Below are 25,643 nucleotides of genomic sequence, written 5' to 3'. Positions count from 1 at the left end.
AATATCTATTATCCACCACTTACAGGAGGAATGAATGCAACAGTGTCCCCGTTACGCACTTCAGCGTTTCCCCTCGTATATCGTTCGTTGACTGCAACCATCACGTTTTGTGCAGCATCAACACCATATACCTCCTGTAATTCTAATTTAATCTCATCAACCGTTGTTTGATCTTTTTGAATGATGATTTGTTGTTTACCGGCCTTCTCAGCAAGGCCGGCGAACAATAATACACTAATCAAGCTGATCACCTTCTTTCTTTGCTAGTTGAAGATCGCTAGGTTTACCCTCAGGATATGAAACTGTTTCAAGCTGATCACCTATCCAGGCTTCCCCGTCTTCCCAATATTCTTTTTTCCAAATCGGCACGATTTCCTTAATTCGCTCAATGGCATATTCGTTCGCTTCGTATGCAGCCTTCCTATGAGGAGATGAAACGGCTATCGCAACAGCAATATCCGTTATATCAAGTGTCCCGATCCGGTGCACAATCGCCGCTTCAGTATCAGGCCACCGTTTCTTGATTTCCTGTCCAATTTGACTTAGCATGCTTTCGGCCATTGGTATGTATGCTTCATAAGTTAAGCGCAGCGTTTTCTTACCTTTTGTCCACTCTCTGACCGTCCCGATAAATGTCGTAATGGCCCCTGCATTCCGACTTGTCACGTGCTGAATCAATTCATTCACATCAATCGGCACTTTTGTTATTTTAAACAGTTCACTCAAAAAGAGCCGCCTCCCTTCAATAAGTTATAACAAAATGTATTCGCATCCTTTTCAAAGGCTGAAAACACTGGAAAAGAATAATTTTTGGCTAACTGAAACTCTTGAGAAAAATAAATAGCTGCTTGTATATTGGAAAGTGTTGAAAGATCAATAAGCTCCTCTTCATTCTTCACACAAATGATTTTGCGGTATGGTGCCTGTTTATACCCTTCTATCAAGACTGCGTCTAATGGAAGATGCTGACACATGCTGAGCAATTGCTTTAACGTGATGTGCTGCATCGAAAAGTGAAATTCACCCTCCCCTTCCACGCCAGCGGCAAATGCACCCGCCCCGACATATCGATAGGTGTCTTTTTCTTTCAAAAGACGATCTGGTTTACCGCCATGTCCATGGTGTTTAAAGCAGCCTAGCTTCAGCCCATCAAGTACAGCTAGCTGACAGATCTTTTCAATTAACGATGTCTTTCCGCTGTTTTGATAACCGACCACCTGTAATATGCTTAATGTGTCATCCAGCATAGGGAACCCTCACCTTCGTGCTGAAACAGCAGAACATGCACCTGATCACCGGCCTTAAAACCTCTTGTTCCACCTGGCAGCACGATGAAGCAGTTAGCCTCTGCAATTGAGGTGACGGCACTTGATTTATCAAGACCTGTTGGGGTCACACTGAGCTGACTGCCCGTGAATTGAAGTGCTGCTCTGACAAATCGAGTGAACGGGTTGGCTTTTGGAAAATCGTGTGTCAGCTTCGCCTCAGCAAAATCAGGGAACGGCTGTTTCTTCAAAGACCATTTATAGATCATCGGTTTCACAAATAATTCAAAGCCAACAAAACAGGCAGCTGGATTTCCTGACAGGCCAAACAGCAGTTGACCATTTGGCATTGCAGCAACCGTCGTCACACTTCCGGGTCTCATGGCCACTTTATTAAATAGCACTTCAGCTCCCAGTTTTTCATAAATTGCGGGGAGAAAGTCAAAATCACCTACTGAAACTCCGCCTGTTGTGATTAAGAAGTCTACCTTCTCTAAGGCTGCTTTGACTGCTTGATAGCTTTTGTCAAAATCATCAGACACACCACCTAAATCAAGCGGCTCCCCCCCAGCTTCGAGGATCTGGGCATAAACCATACTAAGGTTACTGTTTCTAATCTTCCCGTCCACCATCGCATCACTCACTTGAAGAAGTTCTGTACCTGTTGAGATGATGCCAATCACTGGCTTTTTGACCACTGGGACGACTGCATATCCAAATGTCGCCAATAGGGCTGTCACGCCCGGAGTAACTTTGGTTCCTTTTTTGAGCATCACATTCCCTTCAAGTACCTCTTCTCCTTGACGAGAAATATTGTCCCCTTTTTTCAGCGGTCTTTTAAGTGACATATATGATTTTCCATCTTTTTCAAAGGTTTTAGTCAGCTCAAGCATGATGACGACATTTGCTCCATTCGGGATTTTTGCTCCTGTCATGATACGGATGGCTTGGAAGGGACCGATGGTTTTTGCTGAGACCACTCCTGCCCCAATATGATCAATGACCTCAAGTTCAACCGGATGCTCGCTTGACGCTTCTTTTGTATCCTCTGCCCTAAGTGCAAAACCATCATACGGGGAACGATCAAATGCAGGAACATCATGATCTGCCAAAATATCTTCTGCAATGAACCTTTCAAGGCTATTTCTTAAAGGCACCCATTCTACTTGTCCATCCTTTTCATATTGATGGACTTTCTGAATGGCTTCTTGTACTGGAATTGGCTGACGTCTTTCCATCACACTTCACTCCTATATCCCTAGCAGTTTTGCTAGTAATGAATTGGCTGCTTTTTCATCATTTGTCCCATGAATTAATGCACGTCCACCTTTGAAAATGACAATACGATATGACTCATAGCGGACATGGATTAAGAAGTCATTCACTTCCATCTCACAAATAGATGACAGCCGTTCTTTCACATGCTGAAATGATAGATTAGCTAAATCCTTAGATACAACTTGTACGGTATCCCGCCCGCATAGAATCGTCGTTTTTTTACGTTGCTCGTGTAAATAAGGATAGGTTCTATCTTTGCCGCAAGATGGACAGTCCTTCTGCTTAGTATGAGACAAATCCATTTTAAACGAGGTCGCCTGCCAAAGATCAAATGTGACAAATTTCCGTTCAATTTGATCTTCATGTCCTGTTAAATATTTTAGCGCCTCTGTTTGCTGATAAGCAGAAACCATCTGAACTGCTGGAGAAATAATCCCCGCTGTATCACACGTCAAGCCGCCAACAGGCATTTCTGTAAAGACACACGATAAACACGGCGTTTTATCCGGCAAAACAGTCATATACATCCCCTGACTGCTTACACAAGCGCCATATATCCAAGGCGTCTTCGTTTCCTGCGATAAATCATTCATGATCATTCTCGTCTCGAAATTATCCGTCGCATCAATGACTATATTTGCGTTTTGAAATAACGGTCTTAACAGCTCAACACCTGCATCTTCAATTAGGGCATCTATGGTTACTTCATGATTGATCTCTTGGAGACGTTTTTTTGCCGCAACTGCTTTTGGCACATGTGCCTTTGCATCATGTTCTGTGTAAAGCTGCTGCCGCTGTAAATTTGAAAACTCTACATAATCACGATCTACTATCGTTAACGTGCCGATCCCAGACCGGACAAGCCCTTCTGCTGAGGCCGTTCCAAGTGCACCCGCTCCAACAATTAGAACATGACTGTCAGCAAGCGCACGCTGACCCTTTTCCCCAACCGGAGGGAACAAGATTTGTCTTGAATATCGATCATTCAATGCTGTTCTCTCCTCACCATTTTTATGTATCATATCATACCGTTTTCAGGTAAATCGTTTCTTTTATTGATATTTCGAAATTCGTTTGGCGTTGCGTTCAGTTCCTCCTCTGAGACGATACGAACCTTTAGCTTTTGTATTAAATCTTTCATGGCTAATTGGTTCTCTTTTAAACACGCATCAATAGCCGGCAGACAGCGGTGGTGATAAAGCGCAAATAAAGGCTGTAATCTGCCCTGAACAAGCGGGATAATTGCGTCTACGTGCTCGCTACAATAGGACGATAATGCTTCGGCGGTCTCCCTCCGTATGAAAGGCATGTCACATGCCGTCACTAAATACCATGCTGCTTCTTTGTTTTGCATCGCCGTATACATACCTGCAAGCGGCCCATATCCGCGCACCTGTTCATCATCTAACCACACATCTCGTTCACCTCTTTCTTTGAAAAAGGTCAGAAGTGATGGATGGCTGATGATGACCGTCTGTCTTTTCAAAAGCTGTTTTTTCACATGCTCATATAGTGGTTTTCCTTGATACATATAACTTGCCTTTGGCTCTCCAAAACGTCTCGATGCTCCTCCAGCTAACATGACATTGACTACGTCCATCCGCTCTCCCTCCTTTGATATGGTTGTTCTAATCACTCTCATCTCGCATACTTTATTGATAACATGAATAAGGAGGGTCTATCGATGAACAGGCGTCCTGCTTCTCCCCTATTCCATGATCTATCTCAAGAGAATTTGTACTTAAAAGCGGAAGCAGCAAAATATCAACAAATGATCTCTGATTTACAGTCCTCATATACGTATTCTAAAAATAAGAAGTTAACTCAAGAATATCATGAGATGAAAAAGGATTACACGCAATTAAAGCAACAATTGGATGAAATGACCATTGATCAAGATCATACGGCCTCAAAAATACAGGATCTTTCCTACAGCAAATCTGAATTGTTACATAAAATAGTCCTGCTTCATGAAATGCTCCAAAAAGAAACCTTTCATAGAAGGAAAGAAACGGAAGAAAAACACCGATTGCATTTAAAAGTCATTAAATATAAGGAAATCTCTCAACAATTAAATGAACGGATGCAGGATCAAGATAAACGGCTTGCAAAAGAGGAGAAAAAAGGAAATACTTTATCCGCTGTGATTGAGAAACTGCAGCAAACATTAAGTGATAAAAACGCAGAGCTTCATCTATTACAAGAAGGCGTTAAACACCTGCAGGAGCGTTTTTATGAAACACAAGAGAAATTACTGCAAATCGAAAAAGCAAAGGAAGCGATTTTTTATGAAACGCTCATCAGCTATCAAAAGCAGTTAGCCGAAAGCGAGGAATGGATCGCATCTCATTTTGCTGATATTGACCAGTCAGCCCAAACAAATTCACAGCCATTCTCGCGAGAAACCCTCCTGCAAACAACGGAAGAAATCGAACCTATCTTGAAAAAACTGAACGAACAAGTTCAAACGCTCCAAGCACAAGTTGATGCGGTGCAGCAAAATGGAGAGATCATGACAGTGAAGATTGATGGCTTCAAAAAACAGCGTGACCATCTGCCAAAGGAACGAAGAATTGTCTATACGGTTGATCAAAAAAAGTAATTCTCGCAATAAAAAAACTGCTGGCTTGACGTCAGCAGTTTCTTTTTTGTTTATTCGTCTTCTGTTTGAATATCGCCTTCTAGAATATACTGTCCGCGATATGGCTTTTTCACTTCAGGATACATTTTAATTAAGCTTTGCATAAACGTTGTCATATTTGGAATTTCAAGACCGCTCTCTTTTTCAATTTCTTTTTGAAGTTCAGAGCTTTTAATCGCCGCATTATGACGCTTTAACGTTTTAATTGCAGCTTCACGAAGTTTAGCTGCCTTTGAACCAGGGCGGGCTGTGCCTCTTCTACGTCTTGTAGATCCTTCAGGAATACCTACAGGTGCACCGTTTAGCTGCCCTGTTCCTAAAGATGATGCAGAATTAGATTGTGATTGTGCAGGCGGCTGGTAACTTCTCATTTCCTGTGCAGCCAGCTCAGCTAATACAGGCAGTGAATCCGTTTTTCTTTCTGTACGCACTTCTTTTTTTGTATCTGACACTAGACCTGTTCCTTGACGGTCTAATTCTCTTAATTTTGCATAAATCGCATCTCGCTCAATTTGATATTCACGGATGACCTTTACTTCTGCCTCGTTTAATTGTTCCAATCGTAATCGTAACGCTTCCCTCTCATTAAACAATGGATTTCCCCCTCATCATATAAAAAATATTCTATAGTAAATATTAGATTAGAAAACTAATTTTATCAACTATTTTTTTATCATTTTACAGTTTGTTATCAGATAGGTATTTTCAACTAAAATTTTGCCAAAGAGGAACAATCGGCATCCATTTCATTGCCACTAAAGGCTTTTGACAAACCTTAAAATATTGTAAAAAATTTGAATAAACACTTATACTACTTGATTTACATCGTTATTTACCAAACTGAAATTTCTTTTGTGCAAAAACGTTCTGAATAGTAAAAAGTTAAAATCTTTACATTTTCATTTCAAAACAAAAATGTAAATAGGTCTTTACGCCTTTTTGTTTCAGGAATATTTTTTAATAAACTCCCTCAATTTCTCTTTTCTTAAGAAGAACAAGTCCATTCCGTGCAATAGGTCGCCTATTTTTGTCCATGAAAAAACCCCCAATGATGGGGGAAAGCCTATTCTGCAGCCTTTTCAGACTCTGAAAGCACTCGATTGACACGTTTCTCAAGCATCTTCATCCCGCTTCCGCCAGCTTGGAAGTGACGCAGAGCACCTGTTTTATCAAATACATAATATGCTGGTACATATTCATTTTCAAAGGCTTCTGTTAATTTATGATCACTATCCACAAAAATTGGCTGCGTGATTTCATGCTCATTCGCAACTTCCTTGATCTTATCCAGATCTAAGTCATCCTCTGATCGCGGCATATGAACGGCTATCACGTTTAATTGATCCTTGTATTCATCACGGAATTGATTGACTTGAGGCATTGCCTCTTTACAAAGATGACAGCTGACTGACCAGAAATGAATCAATGTTGGTTTCTCACCAATTAGATCTTCTTTTGTTACTTCTCCATTTAACCATTCTTTTGCACCAGTTAGTTCTGGCATTGGTTGACGTAATTTCATTATGAAGCGCCTCCATCCATTGTATGTGTCGAAACAAAAAGGTCTAACATCAGTTAGACCCTCCTGTTTCTTCAGCTATCAATTAAAGTGTTTTTTGACCAGGCTTCCAGTTCGCTGGGCAAAGTCCACCAGTTTGTAATGCTTGAAGAACACGTAATGTCTCATCTACATCACGACCGATATTGTTGTGGAATACTGTTTGATATTGAAGTTCGCCTTCTGGGTTGATAATGAATAGACCACGAAGTGCAATTCCTTCTTCTTCAATTAAAACGCCGTATTCTCTAGATACTGTGTGGTTTGTATCAGCAGCTAGCGGATATTTCAATTCACCTAAACCATTGTCTTTACGGTCTGTGTTGATCCAAGCAAGATGCGTATGGATTGTATCAGTAGATACACCAATAATTTCAGCATCTAAATCTTCGAACTCATCATAACGATCGCTCATTGCTGTAATTTCAGTTGGACAAACAAATGTGAAATCCATTGGATAGAAGAAAAGAACTGTCCATTTGTCATTCTTCATGTTTTCTTCTAGACTTACTTTACCAAATTCCTTGTTAGCAAGTACTGCTTCCATTTCAAAACGTGGAGCTTGTTTTCCTACAAAACGCTCTGCCATATGTAAATCCCTCCAAAAATAATATCTTTATACAGACTTCTAAGCTGTATATAAAATGAGAATCAAAAGTTGAAATTCTCATTTAGTTAATAACTTCACAATTATAATTATAATACTTAAGCGGTTTTTAGTCAATATTAATTAATAATAAATTTAATTAACGACTTGTCACAATCTCTTGCTCCACTTAACAAAAGTTTAACATGTCTTGCAGAAGGGAACAAATGATTAGCTTCTCTATTAGAGCATACATAGAAAGGTTTTGAAGATCATGAAAGCATTTGAGCAAGTAGATTGGATTTCCATTATCCTCAATAGCAGTATGATTTTGCTAAAACTAATCGCTATTTTCGCGATTTACTTTATCATCAAAGCCATCGGAAATAAGATGATTAAGCGTGCCTACTCCACATTCTCTGAAAAGCATGATGTCTCTTTATCAAGGGCTCAGACGCTGCAAAGTCTTACGTTGAATATTTTCGCCTACATATTGATTTTTATTCTAGTCGTCATGATCCTCGACTTGTTTCATTATAACCCGACAGCTTTACTAGCTGGTGCAGGGGTTGTGGGGCTTGCGATCGGCTTTGGCGCTCAAGGTCTAGTGAGTGATATTGTGACAGGATTTTTTATCCTGTTAGAGAAACAATTCGATGTGGGAGAATATATAACAGTTGCTGGATTTGATGGGATCGTAGAACAAATTGGACTTAGAACCACGCAGCTTAGAAGCTTTGACGGCACCCTTCATTTTATTCCAAATCGAAGCATATTGAACGTGAGCAACCATTCAAGAGGCACTATGCAGGCACTGGTTGATATCGAGCTATCTCCAGAAGAGAATGTGGATCAAATGATCACTGCCCTTCAAGCGGCGTGTGATGAAGTGCGGGAAGACATTCCTCAAATTATCGAAGGGCCTCAAGTTGTCGGCGTGGAGGCGTTCGGTTCCTCTTCCCTCGTACTGCGCATCATTGCAAAAACCGAAACAATGGAGCAATGGCGAGTAGAACGAATCCTGCGCAAAAAAATGAAAGAAGTACTTGATATAGAAAAAGAGCAAAAAGAACCGGGACAATAATCTACCGGTTCTTTTTATGGTTTGTTTTATTGAACACGCTGTTCTACTTCTTGACAAATTTCATCAGCCGTCATACCAGATGCGGTAATCACAGATGCCTTTGTCGTTGTGTCTGAAATGCCAAGAACATTTGAATCTAGTCCTGTGACGACATAGCAGTCACACTGATCCATTTGCTGTTCATTTTGAATACGTACAACGTCATATCCTTTTTGCTTCAGTAGTTCTTCTACATCAGATAAAGATGGTTCTACACCAATTCTTGTCATAATCAAGAACACCTCCTGTTCATAAGGTGTACAGGAGGCAGCTTGTTTATTCATTCACCTGCTTGCTTTTTGAAATAAGCCGTCATAACATTTACTGCTGTTTCTATCGCTTTTTCATCAGGCATAAGTTTTGCATGATGCAGACCATATTCTGAATCGACCCCTAACCAAAACATGAATCCAGGGTATTTTTTCAGCATGTAACCAAAATCTTCTCCTGTCATGGCCTCTCTGCATTCAACCACATTCGCAAGTCCTTCTTCAGCAACATATGACATAAATTCTTCTGTCAGTTCCTTGGAATTATCCACTTCGTAATAAGATGAAGGGTATCGCACGGTTGCCTTACATTCGTAGCCAATTTCAATCCCTTTTGCTAGTGCTTCAATTCGCTTTCTCACTTTTTCCATAGATTCTGGTGAAAGTGTACGAATGGTGCCATCAAGCTTTGCATGCTGCGCAATGATATTTTGAGCCGTTCCCCCGGTAATCGTGCCAATCGTAATGACGGCACTATCAAGAGGATCCACATTACGAGAAATAACCGATTGCAGTTGACCTACAAGTGCACTCGCAGCCACAACCATATCATTCGCTAAATGAGGGTAAGCAGCGTGTCCACCTTTTCCTTCAAGATCAATCACAAGCTCACTCGTATTGGCAAAAAGCAGCCCTGGCTTTGTGGCTATCGTTCCGACAGGATATTCAGGTGCAATATGCAGTGCTGTAATAAAATCCGGCGTCCATTTTTTCAGCACATCACTTGTCAGCATCGGTTCAGCTCCGCCCGGACCTTCTTCTGCCGGCTGGAACATAAATAATAGATCTTCTTTAATTGGCTCATGAACGAAATGATCAATGACACCAAGTGCAATGGTCATATGAAGGTCATGTCCACACGCATGCATCTTCCCTTCATGTACTGATTGAAATGGATACCCTGTATCCTCGGGAATAGACAGACCGTCCATATCTGCTCGATACGCAAATACTCGCTCAGGATTTGTTCCCTTTACTTTAACAAAAAGTCCAGTTCGCCATGTTTCCAATTCAATGCGATCTTTTGAATAAGCATCAAGATGCTTGATGAGATACGCTTGTGTTTTGAATTCTTTAAAACCAAGCTCAGGGATTTGATGTAAATCTCTTCGAATGGATATCAATTGCTCACGATTTAACAAGTGAACTCGCTTCCTTTCCTCTATACGAATAAGACGTGGATATATCATCCACACCTCAGCGTGTAGACAAACCCTCGCATTCTTTGTCAGGACTGCGTTCCGGTGCTCACGAATGTTTAATTCGCTCCACTCCGTTACTCGTCCTTCCTAGACTTCAAAGGTTTTCTATCACGCTGAAAAGAAGACAAAGGGCTAAAATAAAGATCATTTTAGCCCTTTGTCAACAATCTGAAACGTGGATATATCATCCACGTCTATGTCTTCAGCTGCGAATTATGAATTAAAGCTGACGCAGTTCTTGTTTAATTTCTGTTTTACCTTTTGTTTTTTCATCAATGTCTTTGATTTTCTTTGCAGGTGTACCTGCTACAACTGTGTAAGGTTCTACGTCGTTCACAACGATCGCACCTGCAGCTACGACTGCACCTTTACCAATTGTCACACCTTCTAGAACAACAGCATTCGCACCGATGACAACATCATCTTCTACGACAACTGGCTTGGCAGACGGTGGCTCAATGACACCTGCAAGAACAGATCCAGCACCGATATGACAGTTCTTACCTACTGTCGCACGGCCGCCAAGCACTACGTTCATGTCAATCATTGTTCCTTCGCCGATCACAGAACCGATATTAATAGAAGCCCCCATCATGATGACTGCATTATCACCGATTTCAACTTGGTCACGAATGATCGCACCTGGCTCAATACGTGCTTTAATGTTCTTTAAATCTAACATTGGGATGGCAGAGTTGCGGCGATCATTTTCCACAACAACATCTTCAATTTTGTCTTTGTTCGTTTCTAGCGCTTCTTGAATGTCGCTCCACTCACCGAAAACAACTCCAGTGTTTCCTGTGATGAACGTTTTTGCCTGTTCACCAAACTCAATACCTTCTAAATCACCTTTAATGTAGACTTTGACAGGTGTTGATTTTGTACTATTTTGAATAAATGAAATAATTTCATTAGCGTCCATTTGTTTCATGTATGTATGTCCTCCTCTTAATTTATACTTCATTACTGTACCAAAGGAGAGTTTTAATGACAAGTGAAAGAGTTGACTCTTCAATGGAAAATAAAACAAGCGGGACTGATTACCCCGCTTCCTGCTGGTGCAGATGAACAAATTGTTTGCCAAAAGAAATCAATTTCTCTTCTTCTTCTCCTTCTGGATTTAGCTCGATCTTGACGGATGGCATGACAATGTCACCGCCAAGTTCCTTCACTTTTTCTTCGATTAGGTCAACAGCTCCGCAAAAATGCTCATAAGATGTGTCCCCGGAACCGAATACAGCAAATGCTTTTCCCGTTAAATCAAGCTCTTCCATTTCTTCATAAAAATCAATAAAATCATCAGGAAGGTCACCATCCCCCCATGTGTATGCTCCTAACATAATGTGCGTGTAATCATTGAGAAGCTCTGCATCAATATCCATCGCTTCATGACGGTCCACGCCAGCCCCTGCTTCTGTGATTCCTTTTTCAATTAGATCTGCCATCGCTTCTGTATTCCCAGACATTGTGGCATACACTAGTAAAACCTTTTCTGTCACTTTTTCTTCCTCCTTATCAATGAATCAATGCCGGCTCATCATATGGCCTTACAAACTTGCTTTCATATAAACCAGCACAGAAAAAGTTTTCATTTTGATTGGCTACACGAAAACCGTGTCCTTTAATCGTATCAAACCATTTGAGCTCTTTTTGCTCTATATCAAGCTGATACACTTTAGAAAACCCGTGTTCGTCTTGTGAAGTTGTCACATACACAATGCTATTATCCTCTGACACATCCAAAAATGATTCCTCTCTAGCAAAGGCTTGTGATTGAATATCATGCAGTATATTGGTATGTAAATCTAAAATTTGAACAGATCCCTTTTTGCCTTTTTTTGACCCCAATGCGCAAACAAGCAGATGCTCCTGACAGAGCAGCATAGAAGCTGTCATCCGGTGCTTCTCTCTGTTTAGGAGGAAAACCTGTTCACTCTCCAAGTCATACACCCATATTCCTCCGTGAACCTCATGAATTTGAGTGCCAATATAAAGATGATCACCCGCAGCACATAAAGAACGAATAACAGGCGGGTGGTTCACATGAGCAAATGGCTTCATAATTTCCCAGGAAATCCCGAAATCATTTGACACATAAATACTATGTTTTCCATGTGCACACACAAACCCGTCTTTGCGTCCTGTAATAGACCAAACGACTGCATTTGTTGGAAAGGATGATAGCGCCCATGTATGGCCTTCATCTCCAGATCTAATCACTGTACCGTTTTCACCAACACCGAATAAATAAGGTCCAATGTAGCTGATGGCATGAATTTTATGCTTGAGTTTAAACAGTTGCTGCCACCCGCTCTCCACACTGTAGTGAAAAATACCTTCACGTTTTACAGCGACAAAGTACCCACCGCTTTTAGATGCAGCAACGGCCGTCGCTCCTTTATGAAACATGATTTTCAACTCGTTTCTCAGATAGCGCCGCCCACGTTAAAAAGCTTGTCGCAAATTCCTGACAGCACGCCACATCTTCATCTGTATCAGGCGCAAGCTCCATTTTCAATGTTTCAGGGAATACAGATGCACCAGTTGATTTGAGCATGTCATGAAATGTATGGACAGCCTCACAAAACTTCGGATAGCTGTAATCTCCGGATCCGAACACAGCTGCTTTGATGTCACTTAGTTCAAGCGCAGAAACCTCTTCATAAAAATCCTCTGCTTCATAAGGTAAATCACCATCACCCCATGTATAAGAACCGATGAACACATAATCGTATGAAGAAAGGTCCTCTGCGCTTGTATCATCAAATTCCAACATCTCTGTATCGATCCCTTTTCCTTCTAGTGTTTGTTTTATGATCGCTGCCATATCTTCTGTATTACCAGACATACTCGCAAATGCAATTAGTGCTTTCATCTATTGGTCACCTCATCTAAATGATAATCATTTTCAATTATTATATGTACACTTTAAATGATAATGATTTTCATTGTCAAATGATTTCATGAAAAAGCTTTGACTAATCATTTTTATCACTCAATGAAAAACCCGCTCTTTCCAATTGGAAGGCGGGTTTTTCGTATTGAAGAGATCATCGGTTTCTCATTCGTTCGTTTCATCTATCTGAATAAAATATGGACCATAATCCGTTTCGTGTGTCATTACAAATGTCCATTTTTCATTCCAATCCATCACATACATATCGTTATAATCCATATGATTCGTTTGATATGGTAAATCATTGATTGAAAGAGAGCTGGCATTTTCGAAAAGATATGCATCGTCCACAAATTGATAAAAAACAGTGCACTTATCCTTTGATTGCTGAAGAAATGCGTCTATCGCTTCAGCCTTTTCAAGACATGTAACCATCTCAAAACTACATAAATGCCATAAAAAATCATCTATTGATATCTCGTTTTGTTCTTTCATTGAAAGATGACTAGCAAAACGTTCACGCCACCTCGCACGCAAACGATCTCCCCATTCAGGTTTGTGTATTTTGATTAATTGATTGTTTTTCATAAGATTGAAGTCTCCTCTATCATTCGCTCTATCTAAGTAAATGATCACTCACCTAAAAAAAGCACCTTCCTCTTCCAAGAAGGTACTTATACCGCATCGCTTTCAAGCATTTCTTTGACCACACCAACAAATGCTTGCACCTGTTTTAATTGAAAAGAAGCTTCATAGCCTAGCAGCCATGTGTCACGTCCGATTTGCTCTCCATTCACGTCAACAAGCGGTGTTTTATGAACACTTTTTTCATGGTCGTATAAGGTGACCGAAGGCAAAATGGCGTAGCCGATGCCGTGGTAAGCCATTTGTTTACACGTCTCAATCTGATCCACTAGAATCGTCTGCTTTGGAGACACTTTGAACTTTTGATGCCACCAGTGCTGAATTTCTTGATAATACGTGCTGTCGCTTTTAAATTGAATAAACGGGCGTTCTGTCTCAATTAACTCATCCACGTCTTTGATAACAGAATCTACTAAATATAAATGATCTGTCATCAAGTATTCCTTAGTTCCCTTCCAATCAGGGTTTCCGCGAATGATCCCAATGTGTACGTGATCCTCGTATAAGCTTTTGAGCATTTCACTACTCCAGCCGGTCACAAGTGATACCTTCGCATTTGGGTATTTTTCGACATATCGCTTTAACACTTTCGGCAGCCAGTGCTGCCCAATAATAGATGCAACCGCAAGCTTTAGCGTGCCGTGAATTTCTCCTTCAAGTTCATCAATTCGTTCTCTCACTCGATCTTGTTCAACCGTCACTTCTTTTGCAAATTGAATGATCTGTTCACCTGCCGAAGTTACGGTGAGTCCTTTTTGAGAACGAAAAAAGATTTTGGTTCCCCACTCTTTTTCGATTGTCTGCAATCTTTGGGATAACGCAGGCTGAGAGACAAAGAGCCGCTCCGAAGCCTTTCTCATATTCAATTCTTCACTTAGCACAACAAGCATATGTAACTCCTGAAGCTGCATGGGCGTCCCCTTTCTCTCTATAAGTTTTTCTTATTCCATATTGCCATTATATAAATTTTTGCTTATGAAGGCAAAAAAAATAAGCTGGGCTTCAGCTCATTTTTTCGCAGCATGTATCACTTCGTTTAAGCGCTTTAATACAACACGTCGTGTAAATATTCCTTCAAAGACTTGCTCCTCATTTACGACACAAACAAATCCATTATTCGTTACAGCGTGAACACCTTTTAGCACAGGATCTGTCGTTTTAAGTCTAGGGATATCAGTGAGCATAACCTCTTCTACCTTCAGTTGGTCCAGTTTTTCGAATTCAATTCGTTCTAAACCAAATATCTTATCCATAATCATATTCGTTCCAATTAACCCATGCAGGTGGTAAGAAGGATCTAGTACCGGGATGGCTGTATATCCTGTTTTTGTAAGGACCAATAGAGCATGCTCAAGATTATTTCCAATTTGAACATGTGCCACTTTATCTGCATCAATCATATGCTCAGCTACTGTTGACTCAAGCAATTGAGTTGGTTCTATCTCTATCATATTTCTTCGACCCCTTTTCTCTCAATCATCAATCATACATTCCCCTTTACCATTAAGCATAAACTAAAACGAAATTTGTCGAAAGATTTTTTTCTGCATAAAAAAGATACTCAGCTCCCGAGTATCTAATAGAATGTTAAATCATTATTAATTCTCAAACCTTACTCTGTCATACAATGTGATCAATTGCTTATACGTATTGTCATCGACATTTTTTGTTCCACATTCTATATCATTGATCTCACTGCTTAGTAATTCGACAGCATATTCCTGATTCAGCAATACGTTTAATAATAGCTTTTTCTCTTCTTCATTAAAACGATTTTCGATGACGCTCATCCAACATCAGGCCCCCTGTTTCATATATGCTTTTATATTGATTAGCAGGCTTTTGAATGTCTGCTTCCTCTCTATACAGCTAGAATAAGGAACTAGAATCGAATCGTCAACCGCACGTTTCGACAAGGTTTGGAGAAAAATGACGGAATTTATTTTGTGTATCGATTGGCATAGCAAAATGCTGCGTATGAGTCGGGTTTTATTTTAGCTTCAATTCCCATAGCTGTGATCATTCCGGTCATTTCCTGGATCAGTTCTTTTGTACTTCCTTTTTTGCCAATATCTAAATGGGCTTCAAAACGAAGGTCTGCCCCTTCCTCAGCAAACGGAAGAAGCAAATCCATCAGTTCTGTTAAAGGCCCCTCAAGGATGTCTGCACATACCTTTTGGCTAAACGCTGTCTCTAATGAAATTTTTTCTCTAAGGCTTTGCACAGGCCTGCTGATCACTTGTTGCGTGAGGCAGCCCCAAGCCCCTTTGCCAATCCGGTGGAGATGAATTGCAGTCATAAATTTTGTGACATTTTGATTGACCTGCGAGTCCGTACCAATGGATAACACATAGACGGATCTAGGGTCTTTTCGAATAAAGTCTTTCATTCTCATGACGACATCAGAAAACGCTAAATGATCTTCAGAAAGATTGTAATAAAAAGAATCACTCACAGAAAGGAACTCCTTTTTCATGGTCTCTTATCCGAAATATGCGCTGAATGATCATCTTCCATTTGTACACTGCGCCAATGATGACACATGTATATTGCCGCAAATAAACGAAGGAATCCTTAGAAAAAACATTTCATACGATTCAGCTTAGGATTGTAAAAGCTCAAAAATCTCAATCGAAATCATATCAATGTTGTCAAATGGGAAAGTGTTTGGCTTATCCCCTTGTTGAAAAACAGTCAATTCAAACGTTTGATTCTTTTCGAAATACTTCACACTACAGATTTTCTCACCGTTCACTTCGAAATAACGCTGTGCCGGCTCGTTTGCAGCTTCTGCTGTCTCTTGAAGACTTTGCAGCCTTGTAATGATACCCATTAATTGTGACATTCTAAAAAAAGACTCCTTTCAAAAAAACAACTCAAGATGAACCCGTATTGATTATACACAAGTCCTACAAAGCATCATACCATAAAGTGTTCTCAGATGATATTTTTCCTCTTGAATTCAAAAAAAGAAAAAGAATCTGTTTTTTTAGTTTGAGTCTTTTTTCTGATCTCATGCACCATGTTTTTATAAACCAGCAGATCTCATTAGACGTTTGGCAATTTCGTCAAAATCCTCTTTGGAAATGCCTGGGGCAAACTCTTCCGGTAATTCTCTATAATCTGGCACAGGTGCTCCTTGCGGGGTGCCCTCAATCACTGTGAGCGGTTTTCCATCAATCGGATGGCTGCCCTTCCAAATTTTATTGATATCTTTGTAATCCGTATCACTAAATGTGTACAGTTTTGTATGAATATTTTGGTCTTCAAATTTTCTCGCAGAATCAAAGTATTTGTTGTCGAGGTTTGGAATCGGGAGCATTTTCCCTACATCTACTCCTGTGGCTACTTCAAGCGCCTTTGCATATGCCACAACGTGCACACCGCCCCGCACAAGTAAATAACCGATCATCTCTCTTGCTGTAGGATGATCTGTCATTTCATATACGCGCATTTTGTGCGTACGAGCCCCGCATTCAAGGAAGAAATTATGAAGGAGGTCAAGAATCAGGTTGCCGCTTGAGAACACATTCTCTCCGGTCCAAGGTTTTGCCATGGAATCAAACGGATAACCTGTTTGAGCCGTTTGAATAAAATGCTGTGTATTTCGTTTATCGACAGCCGCTTTCATCGGTGTCGTATCTGGATCTCCGCCATGGGTGGTCCCTGTAATCATGAGATTCACAGCAGTGGTCACAAGTTCTACATGACCGAATTCTTCAGCCGTAATACTGGATACGAGATCATAAAACGGTTTGAGTTTTCGTTTTCCTCTAAAGTTAAAGGATTGGAACATGTAATTATTTAATGTGGACATTTCACCGAATTTTCCGCCGAGTAATTCTTGCACAGCAGCAGCACCATTTGCATCTGGATGATCTGGTCTTGGCAAATCAATTAGCAGCCGCTTGTCACGTTTGATCATGACGTTCCCTCCTACCGTCTAACTGTCATCACTTAAGGTGTATGGAGTGATTGGGCTGTCCTATGCATGAGGCGAAGATGAAAAGCACAAAAAAAACTTGGCGGGGGTAGCGCCAAGTTTTTTGGATCTTGATCTGATAGAGGGGTTGGGGAACAGAGAGTAGCTTCTCTCTATAACTAAATGATAATGATTATCAGTTTCATTGTCAACCATTTTTTATTTCTTTTTTTCAATCAAAAAAAGCAGCCTAAAAGGCTACTCAAATTGTTCATGCGATCTTCTCACTGTATTTTTAAATTAATCCATCTTGCTCATATAAATAGGCATACGGAAGATCTATAAACAAATACATATCTCCCTCTAACGGGTAAGAAAACGTACGTATCCTCTCACCAGTTTCTAAATCGCTGTAAATATCACTGAAAAATCCTTTCCCGCTCATTCTCATTTGGAGAATATTTGCTAGGAAATAAGGACGCCAGCTCCAGTTTTTCTCGATATATTCAGGCTGAAACAACCATTCTTTTTCTTTTTTAAACACATTTCCAGTGATTTGAAAGCCTTCTTCGTTACACATATAAATCCGAAAGCTGCAATCCGTTAATTCTAATGCCAGCTTTTGAATAAGTTCATCATTTGTACTGCATGATTTTTTTAAGGTCGTGACAGCTTGGTGAATTCGTTTATAAAATGTTTCAGAATGTTCGTAGACCGTTTGAAGTTTCTTTTTCTCATGGGCAATAAATTGCTGGAATTCTTCTCTCAGCTGATCTTTTCGTTTATTGCGATCGATTAATTCCGCCGCAGGCTCATGAAGATAGAACCCTTGAAAGTATCTTCCGCCATTTCTCCAAGCATACTGCAGCTGAAAATTTGCTTCAATGTCTTCATAAATTAAAGCTGCCCCTATTTTTCTCGCAAGCAATGAAATGCTGTACAAAACATATTCATAGGAAGGCGAAGGAGCCGATGCCTTTAATGCGTGTAAATCTATTTTTAATAGATCGGGTGAGAGCAAAGCAATCCGATCAAGATTGCTGCTTTCTTTTCCGATATTCGAGATGGCGATTTTAATACCATATGTACGAAAATACGTTAACGTATGGTAAAGCTGTTCAATATCGCCGCTAAACGTATGCTCTGTAAATTCGATAACAAATCGATTCAGCTGAATACCCCTTGCTTCATATTCCTTCAAAAGTTCCAAAAAGCTTTCACCATGATCAAGCATCAAGATATTTGCATCATGATTAATAAAAATGAGCAAATCATCATCTTCTGTTGTGAAAAGATCGAGTGCTTGCGTCAGTACTTTATGATCTACTTCCACTTTATATTCGTCAGGAATAGATGAATCCGTAAAGAAGGAGCCTAGGCTAACTGTTTCAGACTCGAGCTTCATTCTTCCTAAAATCTCATAGCCTATCACTTTTTGCTCTTCCGCACTGAATATCGCTTGATAGTGCGGGAAAACATCTTCAATATTCGTTAAAATATCCAATGGATCGACCATTTTCATCACCTGCTTCTCTCTTTGTGTGATTATAACACATCAAAAGCAGGTCTTACATCGTCATTCAAAATGGGGATTGGTTGAGCCATTGCCCTCCATCCATTGTGATACAATCGCCATTTATATAAGACGCTTGTTCAGATAATAAAAAGCTTGCGAGTTCTGCGATTTCCTCTGGTGTGCCCAGTCTGCCAAGAGGAACACTATCTAATGTTCTTTGCGCTGCCTCTTCCGATTCCCATAGTTTATCCGCACCGCCTGTTCTCTCAATTGGACCTGGCGCGATGGCATTGACGCGAATTCGATATTGCTTTCCCCACTCCACTGCAAGCGTTCGAGTGAGGGATAAAACGCCTGCCTTTGCTGCTGCTGAATGCGCCACACCTACACCAGCACCCCATGCATAGGTTGCCACCATATTGACCATACTTCCCCTTTTCTTTTGACGAATCCAGTAATTGCCCACTGCATGACTGCAAAAAAATGTTCCATTTAATACAATATCAATGACAGCCTTCCAGCCGTTTGGAGATAGTTTTTCTGCTGGAACCAAAAAGTTTCCTGCAGCATTGTTAATCAGAGCGTCCACATCACCAAATGTATCTACAGCAAATTTGACCATTTGATCAGCATCCTCTGGGTTTCGCACATCCATTTGGAAGTAAGCGATCGAGCCGCCATTTTGTTTGATTTCATTTGCTACCTTTTCTAACGTTTCTTCTGTTCTTCCTGTAATCACGACATTCCAGCCTTCGTGTGCCAAATGGACAGCCATCGCCTTCCCCATTCCGCTTGATCCCCCTGTGACAATCACTGTTTGTTTCGTCATTGTTCTCCCCCTCTGTAGTTTTGAATGACTATTCATTCATTATTCCCTATCATATCATGATTGACCCTAGATGCACCATATGGGAGATTCTTTATATATGATGCTATACTTAATTTTATTTATAAAGGAGTCTTATATGAAGCAACTTTCTCGGAGACAGTTTTTAAAAGGAGCTGCTGGCGCGAGCATTCTCGGTTTTTTAGCTACAACATGTGGATATGGATATGCCAGATACATCGAACCACGCATGATCGATACTGTGTCAATGACCATTCGGGATGCTCAGCTTCCAGCTTCATTTGATCAGTTTAAAATTGCTCAATTTAGTGATGTTCATTTAAGTGATACATTTCCTTCAAAGGAATTAGAATCCGTCGTGCAGCAAATCAACGCTGAATCTCCAGACCTCATTGTGTTCACAGGGGATCTCGTTGATTTTCAAGCATCGATTGAAGAGCATGAAAAAGCGAAAGCCTATTTGACTAAGCTCCACGCCCCGTTTGGTAAGCTTGCGATATGCGGTAATCATGACTACGGACCATTTGGCATTGATCTTTATGAGAAAACGATGGAAGATTGCGGCTTTACAATATGTAAAAATGATGTGTTTCCATTAGAAAAAGAAGGGGCACATATTCAGATTGCGACAATGGATGACTTGATGATGAGTGTGCCGGATTATGACCTGATAAAGCGAGAAGTATCATCTGATTTATTTACCTTGCTGCTCGTACATGAGCCTGATGCAGCATTGGAGCTGGATACAATCCCTATTAACTTGCAGCTTTCTGGACATACCCATGGCGGTCAGGTGCAGCTCCCTTTTTATGGACCCATTCTCACAGCACCTTTCGGCCATACATATGTAGAAGGTTTATACGGAAGTTATCAGCACCGCATCTATGTCAACCGCGGACTTGGGACAACAAGACTGCCGCTTCGATTTTTAGCCAAACCTGAATTAACGTTTTTCACACTCTCTTCTCGCATTTAGACAGAAGCCAAACCGCTTCCTTGTGCATATACATAATCAAAGATCTTTCTCATGACATATGTTAGGAGAAACCTTCCTTAGCCTGATTCCGTCCATATATATAGCAAGTGACGGGTATCATGGCTTCTTTTATTTGAGCAAAAGGAGTGTCCTTTGGTGCTGCGATATACGGTAAAACGCGGAGAAACGCTTGCTTCTATAGCGCTTGATTTTCGAACAACAACAGATGCTTTAAAGGCTGCAAACCCTTCACTGCAAGGCCAAGAGCCGGTACAAAATGAGGTCATCATCATTCCTGGTCTGCCCGATCCAAATACGATCCCTTACCGCATCTCTGTTTCAATTTCAAGCAAACGTCTCGTCTTGTTTTCTGGATCAGAGCTGATTCGGTCGTATCCGATTGCAACAGGAAGAATTTTAAATATGACACCGACAGGTTCTTATTATATTGTGAACAGACAGCCAAACCCAGGAGGTCCCTTTGGCGCCTATTGGCTGAGCCTCTCGAAAGTTCATTACGGCATTCACGGTACGAATAACCCGTCTTCAATTGGTAAAGCTGTGTCTAGAGGATGCATTCGTATGTATAATCAGAATGTCATCGAACTTGCTTCAATCGTTCCAAATGGAACACCTGTGACCATTAGCCAGTAATAGAAATTAATTGTATGAATGCTTAAAATTTTATATGATGTAAAGTGGGATCTTCAGGTTAAGGAGCGTATTTATGGATATTTTTAAAAACAGAAATTTTGTTCGTCTCTTTTTTGCTGCACTTGCTTCGCAAATGGGGACAACAGTCGGCAATATGGCGTTCGCCTTTTATTTGCTCGATCATTTTAGTCATCAGCCCGCCTATGCCACATTAGCAGAGCTCATGTATTCACTTCCAACGATCTTTGTCTTTTTTATGGTCGGTGTCGTAGCAGATCGTTTTGATCGTAAAAAAGTCGCAGAGAATTGCGATTGGATACGAGCTGGGCTGACGATTGTTTTATTTATTGTTATTTATTTTAATTCACTTCCACTTATTTTCTTGATCTTGTTTATTCGAAGTGCCATTACGAAGTTCTTCTATCCAGCTGAAGCCTCTCTCGTTCAGGCGATTTTAAATAAAGATCAATATGCAAAAGCCGCTGGCTTAAATCAAATGCTATTTAGTTTATTCATGGTATTTGGCGTTGGAATCGGTGCGATTATGTATAAGACGATTGGACTCCACGGTGCCATTACGATTGATTTGATCAGTTTTATTGTGTCAGGCATCCTGATTCGTTCATGTAACATTCCAATTGAAGCACGTCAGCCAAATGGACAAGCAGGCTGGAGAGGCATGACCATTAAAACGTCTCTAAAAGATTTTAAAGAAGGCATACTTTACATTATAAAAAATAAATTGTTGGCTTCTTTAATTTTTGGCTTTTTTGTTTTTGGTCTAGTCAATGGCGCATTTGCTGTACTTCCGATGTTTACAATGAAATATGGCCTTTCACCGGACCATTTTGAACTGCATACATCGTTCTTTACAATTGCAATTGGTGCCGGTCTACTTGTTGGCAGCTTAATGGGCTCTATTCTTGCTAAAAAAGTAAAGATGCAATATCTCATGTCGCTTCCAATTTTGGTTGCAGGCATTCTGATTTTTGTACTTGGTTCCACCCACACACTATGGTTGTTTTATGTCACATCATTTGTCATTGGTACATGCATTGGCCCAGTCAACATTGTCATTGGCGGCTGGCTGCCAAGAATCGTCCACCCTCGTTTGATGGGACGTGTGTCGGGTTGGGTTGATCCACTTACCATGTTTGCTCAATCCATGACATTAGGTTTGATTGCGGTACTTTTTCCAAAACTCATTACAAACGTTTCTTATATTTATTACGGAATGGGCGTTATTATTTTACTCGTTTTCCTTTTTTACTTCTTTACACTGCCAAAGTTCAGCAGAGAAGCTGATGACTTAGATGTGCAGCGTGAACTTAAAGGTCAAGGCGCGCAATAAATGAAGCGAAAAGGACTTTCTTCTATAGAAAGTCCTCAGGCTGTCGAGAAAATCTCGGCAGCTTTATTTTTTCCCTTAAATTTTCCACCACTCCATTTTATAATAGAGAAAAGCATTCTAAAGGAAGGTGTTTTTCTCATGTTCCACACTAGAAATTCTTCTCAGCACGAAGCCGAATTTGTATTGCTAGATCAACTGGTCGAAGAGGATCACCTGCTTCGTAAAATTGATCAGTATATTGATTTTTCATTTATCGTAGATAAAGTAAAACCCTATTATAGTGAAAATAAAGGTCGTCCTTCCCTTGATCCGCTTATTTTGTTCAAAATGATGTTTATCGGATACCTTTACGGTATCCGTTCTGAAAGACAACTCGAAAAAGAAATTTACTATAACATGGCGTATAGATGGTTTTTAGGTTTGAACATCAAAGGACGACCTTTATTCTCACTATAATAGGGTTTTACTTTATCTACGATAAATGAAAAATCAATGTACTGATCAATTTTACGAAGCAGGTGATCCTCTTCGACCAGTTGATCGAGCAATACAAATTCGGCTTCGTGCTGAGAAGAATTTCTAGTGTGGAACATGAGAAAAACACCTTCCTTTAGAATGCTTTTCTCTATTATAAAATGGAGTGGTGGAAAATTTAAGGAAAAAATAAAGCTGCCGAGATTTTCTCGACAGCCTGAAAGTCCCATAGAGGGACTTTTTTTGTTAGCAGTTACGGTTGATGAGTCGTGGATTTAAGCACTCGATTGCGCAGAAGCAGTCTAGATCTACTTCAATGCAATACTTCGATTTTTCTAATCGGAACACATCACATACGGAATCTTTATCTGTAAAATCTAAAATATGACGGTCTTTGTCAAATGCGATAAGCAAGCTGAGTGTTGCGCAGTGGTCAGAGATGTGTTCGACTCTGAAAAATGTAGTGCTGAAGCAAGGACCTGCATCTACTTCTCCGACGTTACCGAATGCGACGAATGGTTTTGATTTAGATGTAAAGAGAACAAACGGGACAGTGTCACCTAATGAATGAGATGGAGAAAGGAGATTGCTGTAACAGCTGGTCGGGCATTCTTCTTCAACGGCATTTTGCAAGTCGTTAATATTTTCAACAGCCTCTGCTACACAATTCCATGAATGTTTGCGGCTCATATTCAACCCTCCTATACTAGGAAATTTGTTTGAGTGTTTGAGCACTGTCATCATCTACAAGCTTTTTATTTTGCCGGTTGATACTTCTACTTTCAATCAATGCGGAAGCGGCAGCTCTTATGCTGACTGCTCCGCACGATTGACTGTCATTCGTAAGGAAGGGGATGCTTTGACTCATGACAAGTTAGATGAGCGGCCGATCGGTTTAGCCGTGGTGATGATGCTTTTTATCTTTCGTTGGCATGACTCTGTCTACTAGTTCTGGGTTTAAACATTGGATTGCGCAGAAGCAGTTTAGATCAACCTCGATACAAAAGTCTGTTTTCTCTAAACCAAAGAAGTCAGGGTCACAAGGGTGACAAACGCTCAGCGTATGTCCGTGTACATCAACAGGTCTTAATACAGATAACGTAGCACAGCAGTCGTTTAATTTTTCAACCCGGAAGAAAATGGATTCGAAGCATTGGCAATCGTCAACAAATCCTCCAATGTTTCCGAAAGTAGAAAACAATCCGCCCTTTTTATCAAAAAGTAAAAACGGAATGGTATCTTTTCCAGAAACTGTCGGGCTTAATAAATTACTGTAGCAGCTTGTAGGACATTTATCTTCTACAGCTTCCTGCTCTGCTAAAATCTTATCAACCGCATCGCATACACAGTTTTCATCATGTCGGCCATGGTGTTTTCCGCAGCTCATGGATTTCAGCTCCTTTAACAAGGTATTTGACTTTAGTCCTTAACAACATATGTATGCGCCCTCTAGTTGGTGTGGGTAAATGACCATTTATATTTGTTGTATTTTTATAAAAGGAAAAGCAGAGCTTTTCGCTCTGCTTTTGGACATTAGAGGATACCGATTGCAACGATTGTCGCAACAAGTGTTTGAGTAAGTGTTTGAATCGCGATCGAGATATCCGCATCGATTGTTGATACTGTAACGTTTCTAGAGTTTTCGATGACAAGTTTCTGGCGGTTTGTTTGTTTGTGAGTAGCGGCTTGTAAGAGATCTTGTGTAACGCGGTCAGCTAAATCACCGTCTGCGATTGAGATGTTTGTAATGGTAATGATCGCTGTTTGAACTGCTACTTGGATAGATGCTGCAACCTGTGCATCAACAGAAGAGACATTAATGTCACAAGAGTCTCTAACAATAATGACTTCCTCAGATGTCTGCTTTGTCACACTCACTTGATCAAAATCTTGCAAGACGTCTTCATCATCATAATAGTTGCCGTCACAAACAGCTTTTCTTTCATAGTTGTAATCGCCGTGGTGTGTACAGTTACGATCTAGAGCGACCCAAGAATATGGTTTAGAATCCATTTCTATTCCTCCTTCCGTTTACTTTATTAAATGCTGGCATGCGTCGTTTTGTCTCGGGCATTTACCCTATCACGCAACCCATTTTTATTTAATCGTTGTTTCGCTGCGCATCACGGCGCTGCTGAATACGATCTCGAAGTGAATTTCGTTTTGGACGTACTTGCGGTTCAGGCGCTACTTCTTCGACATGTTTTGCTGCCTCAGCCTGCCTTTTTTTCTCCTGCTGCTGCTGTACGAAGTCATCTGCTTTCTTTTGTAAGTCCTCAACTAATTTCAAAATCATTCTTCTTTGATCATCTGAAATGTTTGCTTTCTGATCATCTGTGATATTGTTTTTGTTTAAAATATCACTCACAAGAAGACTCGTTAATGGATCAACCTCAGTATTGATTTGAAATTCCTTTTTTTCGTTCTCTTCAGCCACGAT

Annotated in this window: 33 protein-coding genes and 2 pseudogenes; 6 read left to right on the top strand and 29 right to left on the bottom strand. The window is 40.4% G+C overall.

Translation table 11 applies throughout. From position 1 onward, the window contains the following. Positions 1–8 precede the first annotated feature (8 nt). The 6 genes from moaD to GPS65_RS17545 are packed head-to-tail and all read right to left on the bottom strand — an operon-like array spanning position 9 to position 4,143. Complete coding sequence (moaD, locus tag GPS65_RS17570) at positions 9–242, bottom strand: molybdopterin converting factor subunit 1 (protein ID WP_119124787.1); 234 nt, start codon at positions 240–242, stop codon at positions 9–11. After that, positions 235–726: a molybdenum cofactor biosynthesis protein MoaE gene (locus tag GPS65_RS17565; protein ID WP_119124786.1), complete on the bottom strand. Its 492-nt coding sequence runs from the start codon at positions 724–726 to the stop codon at positions 235–237. The genes moaD and GPS65_RS17565 overlap by 8 nt, the downstream gene beginning before the upstream one ends. Then, positions 723–1,247 (bottom strand): molybdopterin-guanine dinucleotide biosynthesis protein B, encoded by a 525-nt coding sequence (gene mobB, locus GPS65_RS17560; protein WP_119125689.1) that lies wholly within the window; start codon positions 1,245–1,247, stop codon positions 723–725. Before mobB ends, GPS65_RS17565 begins: the two co-directional genes overlap by 4 nt. Beyond that, positions 1,229–2,506 carry a molybdopterin molybdotransferase MoeA gene (locus GPS65_RS17555; protein WP_012009796.1) on the bottom strand — a complete coding sequence of 426 codons (1,278 nt, stop codon included), beginning with the start codon at positions 2,504–2,506 and terminating at the stop codon, positions 1,229–1,231. The genes mobB and GPS65_RS17555 overlap by 19 nt, the downstream gene beginning before the upstream one ends. A 9-nt stretch (positions 2,507–2,515) precedes the next feature. Continuing rightward, positions 2,516–3,532, bottom strand: a complete 1,017-nt coding sequence (locus GPS65_RS17550; RefSeq protein WP_012009795.1) for a thiazole biosynthesis adenylyltransferase ThiF — start codon at positions 3,530–3,532, stop codon at positions 2,516–2,518. 29 nt (positions 3,533–3,561) lie between these two features. After that, positions 3,562–4,143 (bottom strand): molybdenum cofactor guanylyltransferase, encoded by a 582-nt coding sequence (locus GPS65_RS17545; RefSeq protein ID WP_012009794.1) that lies wholly within the window; start codon positions 4,141–4,143, stop codon positions 3,562–3,564. A gap of 84 nt (positions 4,144–4,227) precedes the next feature. Between GPS65_RS17545 and GPS65_RS17540 the strand changes: the two genes are divergently transcribed. Further along, positions 4,228–5,145, top strand: coding sequence for a coiled-coil domain-containing protein (locus GPS65_RS17540; protein ID WP_012009793.1), 918 nt, complete (start codon positions 4,228–4,230; stop codon positions 5,143–5,145). 50 nt (positions 5,146–5,195) lie between these two features. Here GPS65_RS17540 and rok read toward each other — a convergent pair whose 3' ends face one another. The 3 genes from rok to ahpA form a co-directional block, all read right to left on the bottom strand. Further along, the gene (rok, locus tag GPS65_RS17535; RefSeq protein WP_012009792.1) at positions 5,196–5,777 is read right to left on the bottom strand and encodes a transcriptional regulator Rok; all 582 of its coding nucleotides are present in this window, start codon (positions 5,775–5,777) and stop codon (positions 5,196–5,198) included. Positions 5,778–6,247: 470 nt separating this feature from the next. Continuing rightward, entirely contained in the window at positions 6,248–6,706 is a 459-nt protein-coding gene (locus GPS65_RS17530; RefSeq protein WP_012009791.1) for a TlpA family protein disulfide reductase, read from the bottom strand. Positions 6,707–6,788: 82 nt separating this feature from the next. Further along, positions 6,789–7,331 carry a biofilm-specific peroxidase AhpA gene (gene ahpA, locus GPS65_RS17525; RefSeq protein ID WP_003211758.1) on the bottom strand — a complete coding sequence of 181 codons (543 nt, stop codon included), beginning with the start codon at positions 7,329–7,331 and terminating at the stop codon, positions 6,789–6,791. Positions 7,332–7,602: 271 nt separating this feature from the next. On the opposite strand from ahpA, the gene GPS65_RS17520 reads away from it, so the two are divergent. Further along, positions 7,603–8,412 (top strand): mechanosensitive ion channel family protein, encoded by an 810-nt coding sequence (locus GPS65_RS17520; protein WP_012009790.1) that lies wholly within the window; start codon positions 7,603–7,605, stop codon positions 8,410–8,412. A 26-nt stretch (positions 8,413–8,438) separates the two neighbouring features. Here GPS65_RS17520 and GPS65_RS17515 read toward each other — a convergent pair whose 3' ends face one another. From GPS65_RS17515 to fadH, 15 genes are all read right to left on the bottom strand, one after another. Then, positions 8,439–8,681: a YkuS family protein gene (locus GPS65_RS17515; protein ID WP_003211408.1), complete on the bottom strand. Its 243-nt coding sequence runs from the start codon at positions 8,679–8,681 to the stop codon at positions 8,439–8,441. Between the two features lie 50 nt (positions 8,682–8,731). Further along, the gene (locus tag GPS65_RS17510) at positions 8,732–9,910 is read right to left on the bottom strand and encodes an N-acetyldiaminopimelate deacetylase (RefSeq protein WP_144482363.1); all 1,179 of its coding nucleotides are present in this window, start codon (positions 9,908–9,910) and stop codon (positions 8,732–8,734) included. 232 nt (positions 9,911–10,142) lie between these two features. After that, positions 10,143–10,853, bottom strand: coding sequence for a 2,3,4,5-tetrahydropyridine-2,6-dicarboxylate N-acetyltransferase (dapD, locus tag GPS65_RS17505; RefSeq protein ID WP_012009788.1), 711 nt, complete (start codon positions 10,851–10,853; stop codon positions 10,143–10,145). A gap of 109 nt (positions 10,854–10,962) precedes the next feature. Continuing rightward, positions 10,963–11,421, bottom strand: a complete 459-nt coding sequence (locus GPS65_RS17500) for a flavodoxin (RefSeq protein WP_144469942.1) — start codon at positions 11,419–11,421, stop codon at positions 10,963–10,965. A 16-nt stretch (positions 11,422–11,437) separates the two neighbouring features. Beyond that, positions 11,438–12,331, bottom strand: a complete 894-nt coding sequence (locus tag GPS65_RS17495) for a WD40/YVTN/BNR-like repeat-containing protein (protein ID WP_012009786.1) — start codon at positions 12,329–12,331, stop codon at positions 11,438–11,440. Beyond that, the gene (locus GPS65_RS17490) at positions 12,321–12,797 is read right to left on the bottom strand and encodes a flavodoxin (RefSeq protein WP_012009785.1); all 477 of its coding nucleotides are present in this window, start codon (positions 12,795–12,797) and stop codon (positions 12,321–12,323) included. Before GPS65_RS17490 ends, GPS65_RS17495 begins: the two co-directional genes overlap by 11 nt. A 186-nt stretch (positions 12,798–12,983) precedes the next feature. Then, positions 12,984–13,406, bottom strand: coding sequence for a DUF4275 family protein (locus GPS65_RS17485; RefSeq protein ID WP_012009784.1), 423 nt, complete (start codon positions 13,404–13,406; stop codon positions 12,984–12,986). Positions 13,407–13,492: 86 nt separating this feature from the next. Next, complete coding sequence (locus tag GPS65_RS17480) at positions 13,493–14,374, bottom strand: transcriptional regulator CcpC (RefSeq protein ID WP_003211236.1); 882 nt, start codon at positions 14,372–14,374, stop codon at positions 13,493–13,495. A 96-nt stretch (positions 14,375–14,470) separates the two neighbouring features. Beyond that, on the bottom strand, positions 14,471–14,914 hold the full coding sequence (gene cbpB / locus GPS65_RS17475) for a cyclic-di-AMP-binding protein CbpB (protein WP_003210874.1): 444 nt from the start codon (positions 14,912–14,914) through the stop codon (positions 14,471–14,473). Between the two features lie 147 nt (positions 14,915–15,061). After that, positions 15,062–15,253, bottom strand: coding sequence for an antirepressor AbbA (gene abbA, locus GPS65_RS17470; protein WP_003210802.1), 192 nt, complete (start codon positions 15,251–15,253; stop codon positions 15,062–15,064). Positions 15,254–15,402: 149 nt separating this feature from the next. After that, on the bottom strand, positions 15,403–15,918 hold the full coding sequence (locus GPS65_RS17465) for a ribonuclease H-like YkuK family protein (protein ID WP_041815470.1): 516 nt from the start codon (positions 15,916–15,918) through the stop codon (positions 15,403–15,405). A gap of 147 nt (positions 15,919–16,065) precedes the next feature. Further along, a complete protein-coding gene (locus GPS65_RS17460; protein ID WP_003212254.1) occupies positions 16,066–16,308 on the bottom strand; it encodes a YkuJ family protein in 243 nt (80 codons plus the stop codon). A gap of 183 nt (positions 16,309–16,491) precedes the next feature. After that, positions 16,492–17,388: a manganese catalase family protein gene (locus GPS65_RS17455; RefSeq protein WP_012009782.1), complete on the bottom strand. Its 897-nt coding sequence runs from the start codon at positions 17,386–17,388 to the stop codon at positions 16,492–16,494. Between the two features lie 292 nt (positions 17,389–17,680). Beyond that, a complete protein-coding gene (locus GPS65_RS17450; RefSeq protein ID WP_012009781.1) occupies positions 17,681–18,901 on the bottom strand; it encodes an EAL domain-containing protein in 1,221 nt (406 codons plus the stop codon). Between the two features lie 64 nt (positions 18,902–18,965). Further along, positions 18,966–19,730 carry a 2,4-dienoyl-CoA reductase gene (gene fadH, locus GPS65_RS17445; protein WP_012009780.1) on the bottom strand — a complete coding sequence of 255 codons (765 nt, stop codon included), beginning with the start codon at positions 19,728–19,730 and terminating at the stop codon, positions 18,966–18,968. A 136-nt stretch (positions 19,731–19,866) separates the two neighbouring features. Here fadH and GPS65_RS17440 point away from each other — a divergent pair, with 136 nt between their 5' ends. The 4 genes and pseudogenes from GPS65_RS17440 to GPS65_RS17425 form a co-directional block, all read left to right on the top strand. Beyond that, positions 19,867–20,724 carry a metallophosphoesterase gene (locus tag GPS65_RS17440; protein WP_012009779.1) on the top strand — a complete coding sequence of 286 codons (858 nt, stop codon included), beginning with the start codon at positions 19,867–19,869 and terminating at the stop codon, positions 20,722–20,724. 156 nt (positions 20,725–20,880) lie between these two features. Continuing rightward, positions 20,881–21,378, top strand: coding sequence for a L,D-transpeptidase family protein (locus tag GPS65_RS17435; RefSeq protein WP_012009778.1), 498 nt, complete (start codon positions 20,881–20,883; stop codon positions 21,376–21,378). Positions 21,379–21,451: 73 nt separating this feature from the next. Then, positions 21,452–22,729, top strand: coding sequence for an MFS transporter (locus GPS65_RS17430; RefSeq protein ID WP_041815467.1), 1,278 nt, complete (start codon positions 21,452–21,454; stop codon positions 22,727–22,729). Positions 22,730–22,867: 138 nt separating this feature from the next. Next, a pseudogene (locus tag GPS65_RS17425) lies at positions 22,868–23,158 on the top strand (transposase); the annotation flags it as partial. Between the two features lie 2 nt (positions 23,159–23,160). Here the strand turns inward: GPS65_RS17425 and GPS65_RS19500 are convergent. The 5 genes and pseudogenes from GPS65_RS19500 to GPS65_RS17405 all read right to left on the bottom strand — a co-directional run. After that, positions 23,161–23,322 (bottom strand): annotated as a pseudogene (locus GPS65_RS19500) (transposase); the annotation flags it as partial. Between the two features lie 127 nt (positions 23,323–23,449). Continuing rightward, complete coding sequence (locus GPS65_RS17420) at positions 23,450–23,893, bottom strand: CotY/CotZ family spore coat protein (protein WP_012009595.1); 444 nt, start codon at positions 23,891–23,893, stop codon at positions 23,450–23,452. Positions 23,894–24,098: 205 nt separating this feature from the next. Beyond that, positions 24,099–24,590, bottom strand: coding sequence for a CotY/CotZ family spore coat protein (locus GPS65_RS17415; protein WP_012009597.1), 492 nt, complete (start codon positions 24,588–24,590; stop codon positions 24,099–24,101). Positions 24,591–24,736: 146 nt separating this feature from the next. Beyond that, positions 24,737–25,216, bottom strand: a complete 480-nt coding sequence (locus GPS65_RS17410; RefSeq protein WP_012009598.1) for a spore coat protein — start codon at positions 25,214–25,216, stop codon at positions 24,737–24,739. Positions 25,217–25,304: 88 nt separating this feature from the next. Further along, positions 25,305–25,640: a hypothetical protein gene (locus GPS65_RS17405; protein ID WP_041815414.1), complete on the bottom strand. Its 336-nt coding sequence runs from the start codon at positions 25,638–25,640 to the stop codon at positions 25,305–25,307. Positions 25,641–25,643: the final 3 nt, after the last annotated feature.

The sequence above is a fragment of the Bacillus pumilus genome (assembly GCF_009937765.1).
Taxonomy (GTDB): Bacteria; Bacillota; Bacilli; order Bacillales; family Bacillaceae; genus Bacillus; species Bacillus pumilus_O.
This window is presented reverse-complemented; position numbering and strand designations above follow the sequence as displayed.

What these genes read in the sequence shown, in the direction of transcription:
- mobB (WP_119125689.1), bottom strand. Translation starts at nt 1,247, where the DNA reads ATGCTGGATGACACATTAAGCATATTACAGGTGGTCGGTTATCAAAAC.
- GPS65_RS17545 (WP_012009794.1), bottom strand. Translation starts at nt 4,143, where the DNA reads ATGGACGTAGTCAATGTCATGTTAGCTGGAGGAGCATCGAGACGTTTT.
- GPS65_RS17540 (WP_012009793.1), top strand. Translation starts at nt 4,228, where the DNA reads ATGAACAGGCGTCCTGCTTCTCCCCTATTCCATGATCTATCTCAAGAG.
- GPS65_RS17530 (WP_012009791.1), bottom strand. Translation starts at nt 6,706, where the DNA reads ATGAAATTACGTCAACCAATGCCAGAACTAACTGGTGCAAAAGAATGG.
- ahpA (WP_003211758.1), bottom strand. Translation starts at nt 7,331, where the DNA reads ATGGCAGAGCGTTTTGTAGGAAAACAAGCTCCACGTTTTGAAATGGAA.
- GPS65_RS17520 (WP_012009790.1), top strand. Translation starts at nt 7,603, where the DNA reads ATGAAAGCATTTGAGCAAGTAGATTGGATTTCCATTATCCTCAATAGC.
- GPS65_RS17515 (WP_003211408.1), bottom strand. Translation starts at nt 8,681, where the DNA reads ATGACAAGAATTGGTGTAGAACCATCTTTATCTGATGTAGAAGAACTA.
- GPS65_RS17510 (WP_144482363.1), bottom strand. Translation starts at nt 9,910, where the DNA reads ATGATATATCCACGTCTTATTCGTATAGAGGAAAGGAAGCGAGTTCAC.
- dapD (WP_012009788.1), bottom strand. Translation starts at nt 10,853, where the DNA reads ATGAAACAAATGGACGCTAATGAAATTATTTCATTTATTCAAAATAGT.
- GPS65_RS17495 (WP_012009786.1), bottom strand. Translation starts at nt 12,331, where the DNA reads ATGTTTCATAAAGGAGCGACGGCCGTTGCTGCATCTAAAAGCGGTGGG.
- GPS65_RS17490 (WP_012009785.1), bottom strand. Translation starts at nt 12,797, where the DNA reads ATGAAAGCACTAATTGCATTTGCGAGTATGTCTGGTAATACAGAAGAT.
- GPS65_RS17485 (WP_012009784.1), bottom strand. Translation starts at nt 13,406, where the DNA reads ATGAAAAACAATCAATTAATCAAAATACACAAACCTGAATGGGGAGAT.
- GPS65_RS17480 (WP_003211236.1), bottom strand. Translation starts at nt 14,374, where the DNA reads ATGCAGCTTCAGGAGTTACATATGCTTGTTGTGCTAAGTGAAGAATTG.
- cbpB (WP_003210874.1), bottom strand. Translation starts at nt 14,914, where the DNA reads ATGATAGAGATAGAACCAACTCAATTGCTTGAGTCAACAGTAGCTGAG.
- abbA (WP_003210802.1), bottom strand. Translation starts at nt 15,253, where the DNA reads ATGAGCGTCATCGAAAATCGTTTTAATGAAGAAGAGAAAAAGCTATTA.
- GPS65_RS17460 (WP_003212254.1), bottom strand. Translation starts at nt 16,308, where the DNA reads ATGTCACAATTAATGGGTATCATTACAAGGCTGCAAAGTCTTCAAGAG.
- GPS65_RS17455 (WP_012009782.1), bottom strand. Translation starts at nt 17,388, where the DNA reads ATGATCAAACGTGACAAGCGGCTGCTAATTGATTTGCCAAGACCAGAT.
- GPS65_RS17450 (WP_012009781.1), bottom strand. Translation starts at nt 18,901, where the DNA reads ATGGTCGATCCATTGGATATTTTAACGAATATTGAAGATGTTTTCCCG.
- fadH (WP_012009780.1), bottom strand. Translation starts at nt 19,730, where the DNA reads ATGACGAAACAAACAGTGATTGTCACAGGGGGATCAAGCGGAATGGGG.
- GPS65_RS17440 (WP_012009779.1), top strand. Translation starts at nt 19,867, where the DNA reads ATGAAGCAACTTTCTCGGAGACAGTTTTTAAAAGGAGCTGCTGGCGCG.
- GPS65_RS17430 (WP_041815467.1), top strand. Translation starts at nt 21,452, where the DNA reads ATGGATATTTTTAAAAACAGAAATTTTGTTCGTCTCTTTTTTGCTGCA.
- GPS65_RS17420 (WP_012009595.1), bottom strand. Translation starts at nt 23,893, where the DNA reads ATGAGCCGCAAACATTCATGGAATTGTGTAGCAGAGGCTGTTGAAAAT.
- GPS65_RS17415 (WP_012009597.1), bottom strand. Translation starts at nt 24,590, where the DNA reads ATGAGCTGCGGAAAACACCATGGCCGACATGATGAAAACTGTGTATGC.
- GPS65_RS17410 (WP_012009598.1), bottom strand. Translation starts at nt 25,216, where the DNA reads ATGGATTCTAAACCATATTCTTGGGTCGCTCTAGATCGTAACTGTACA.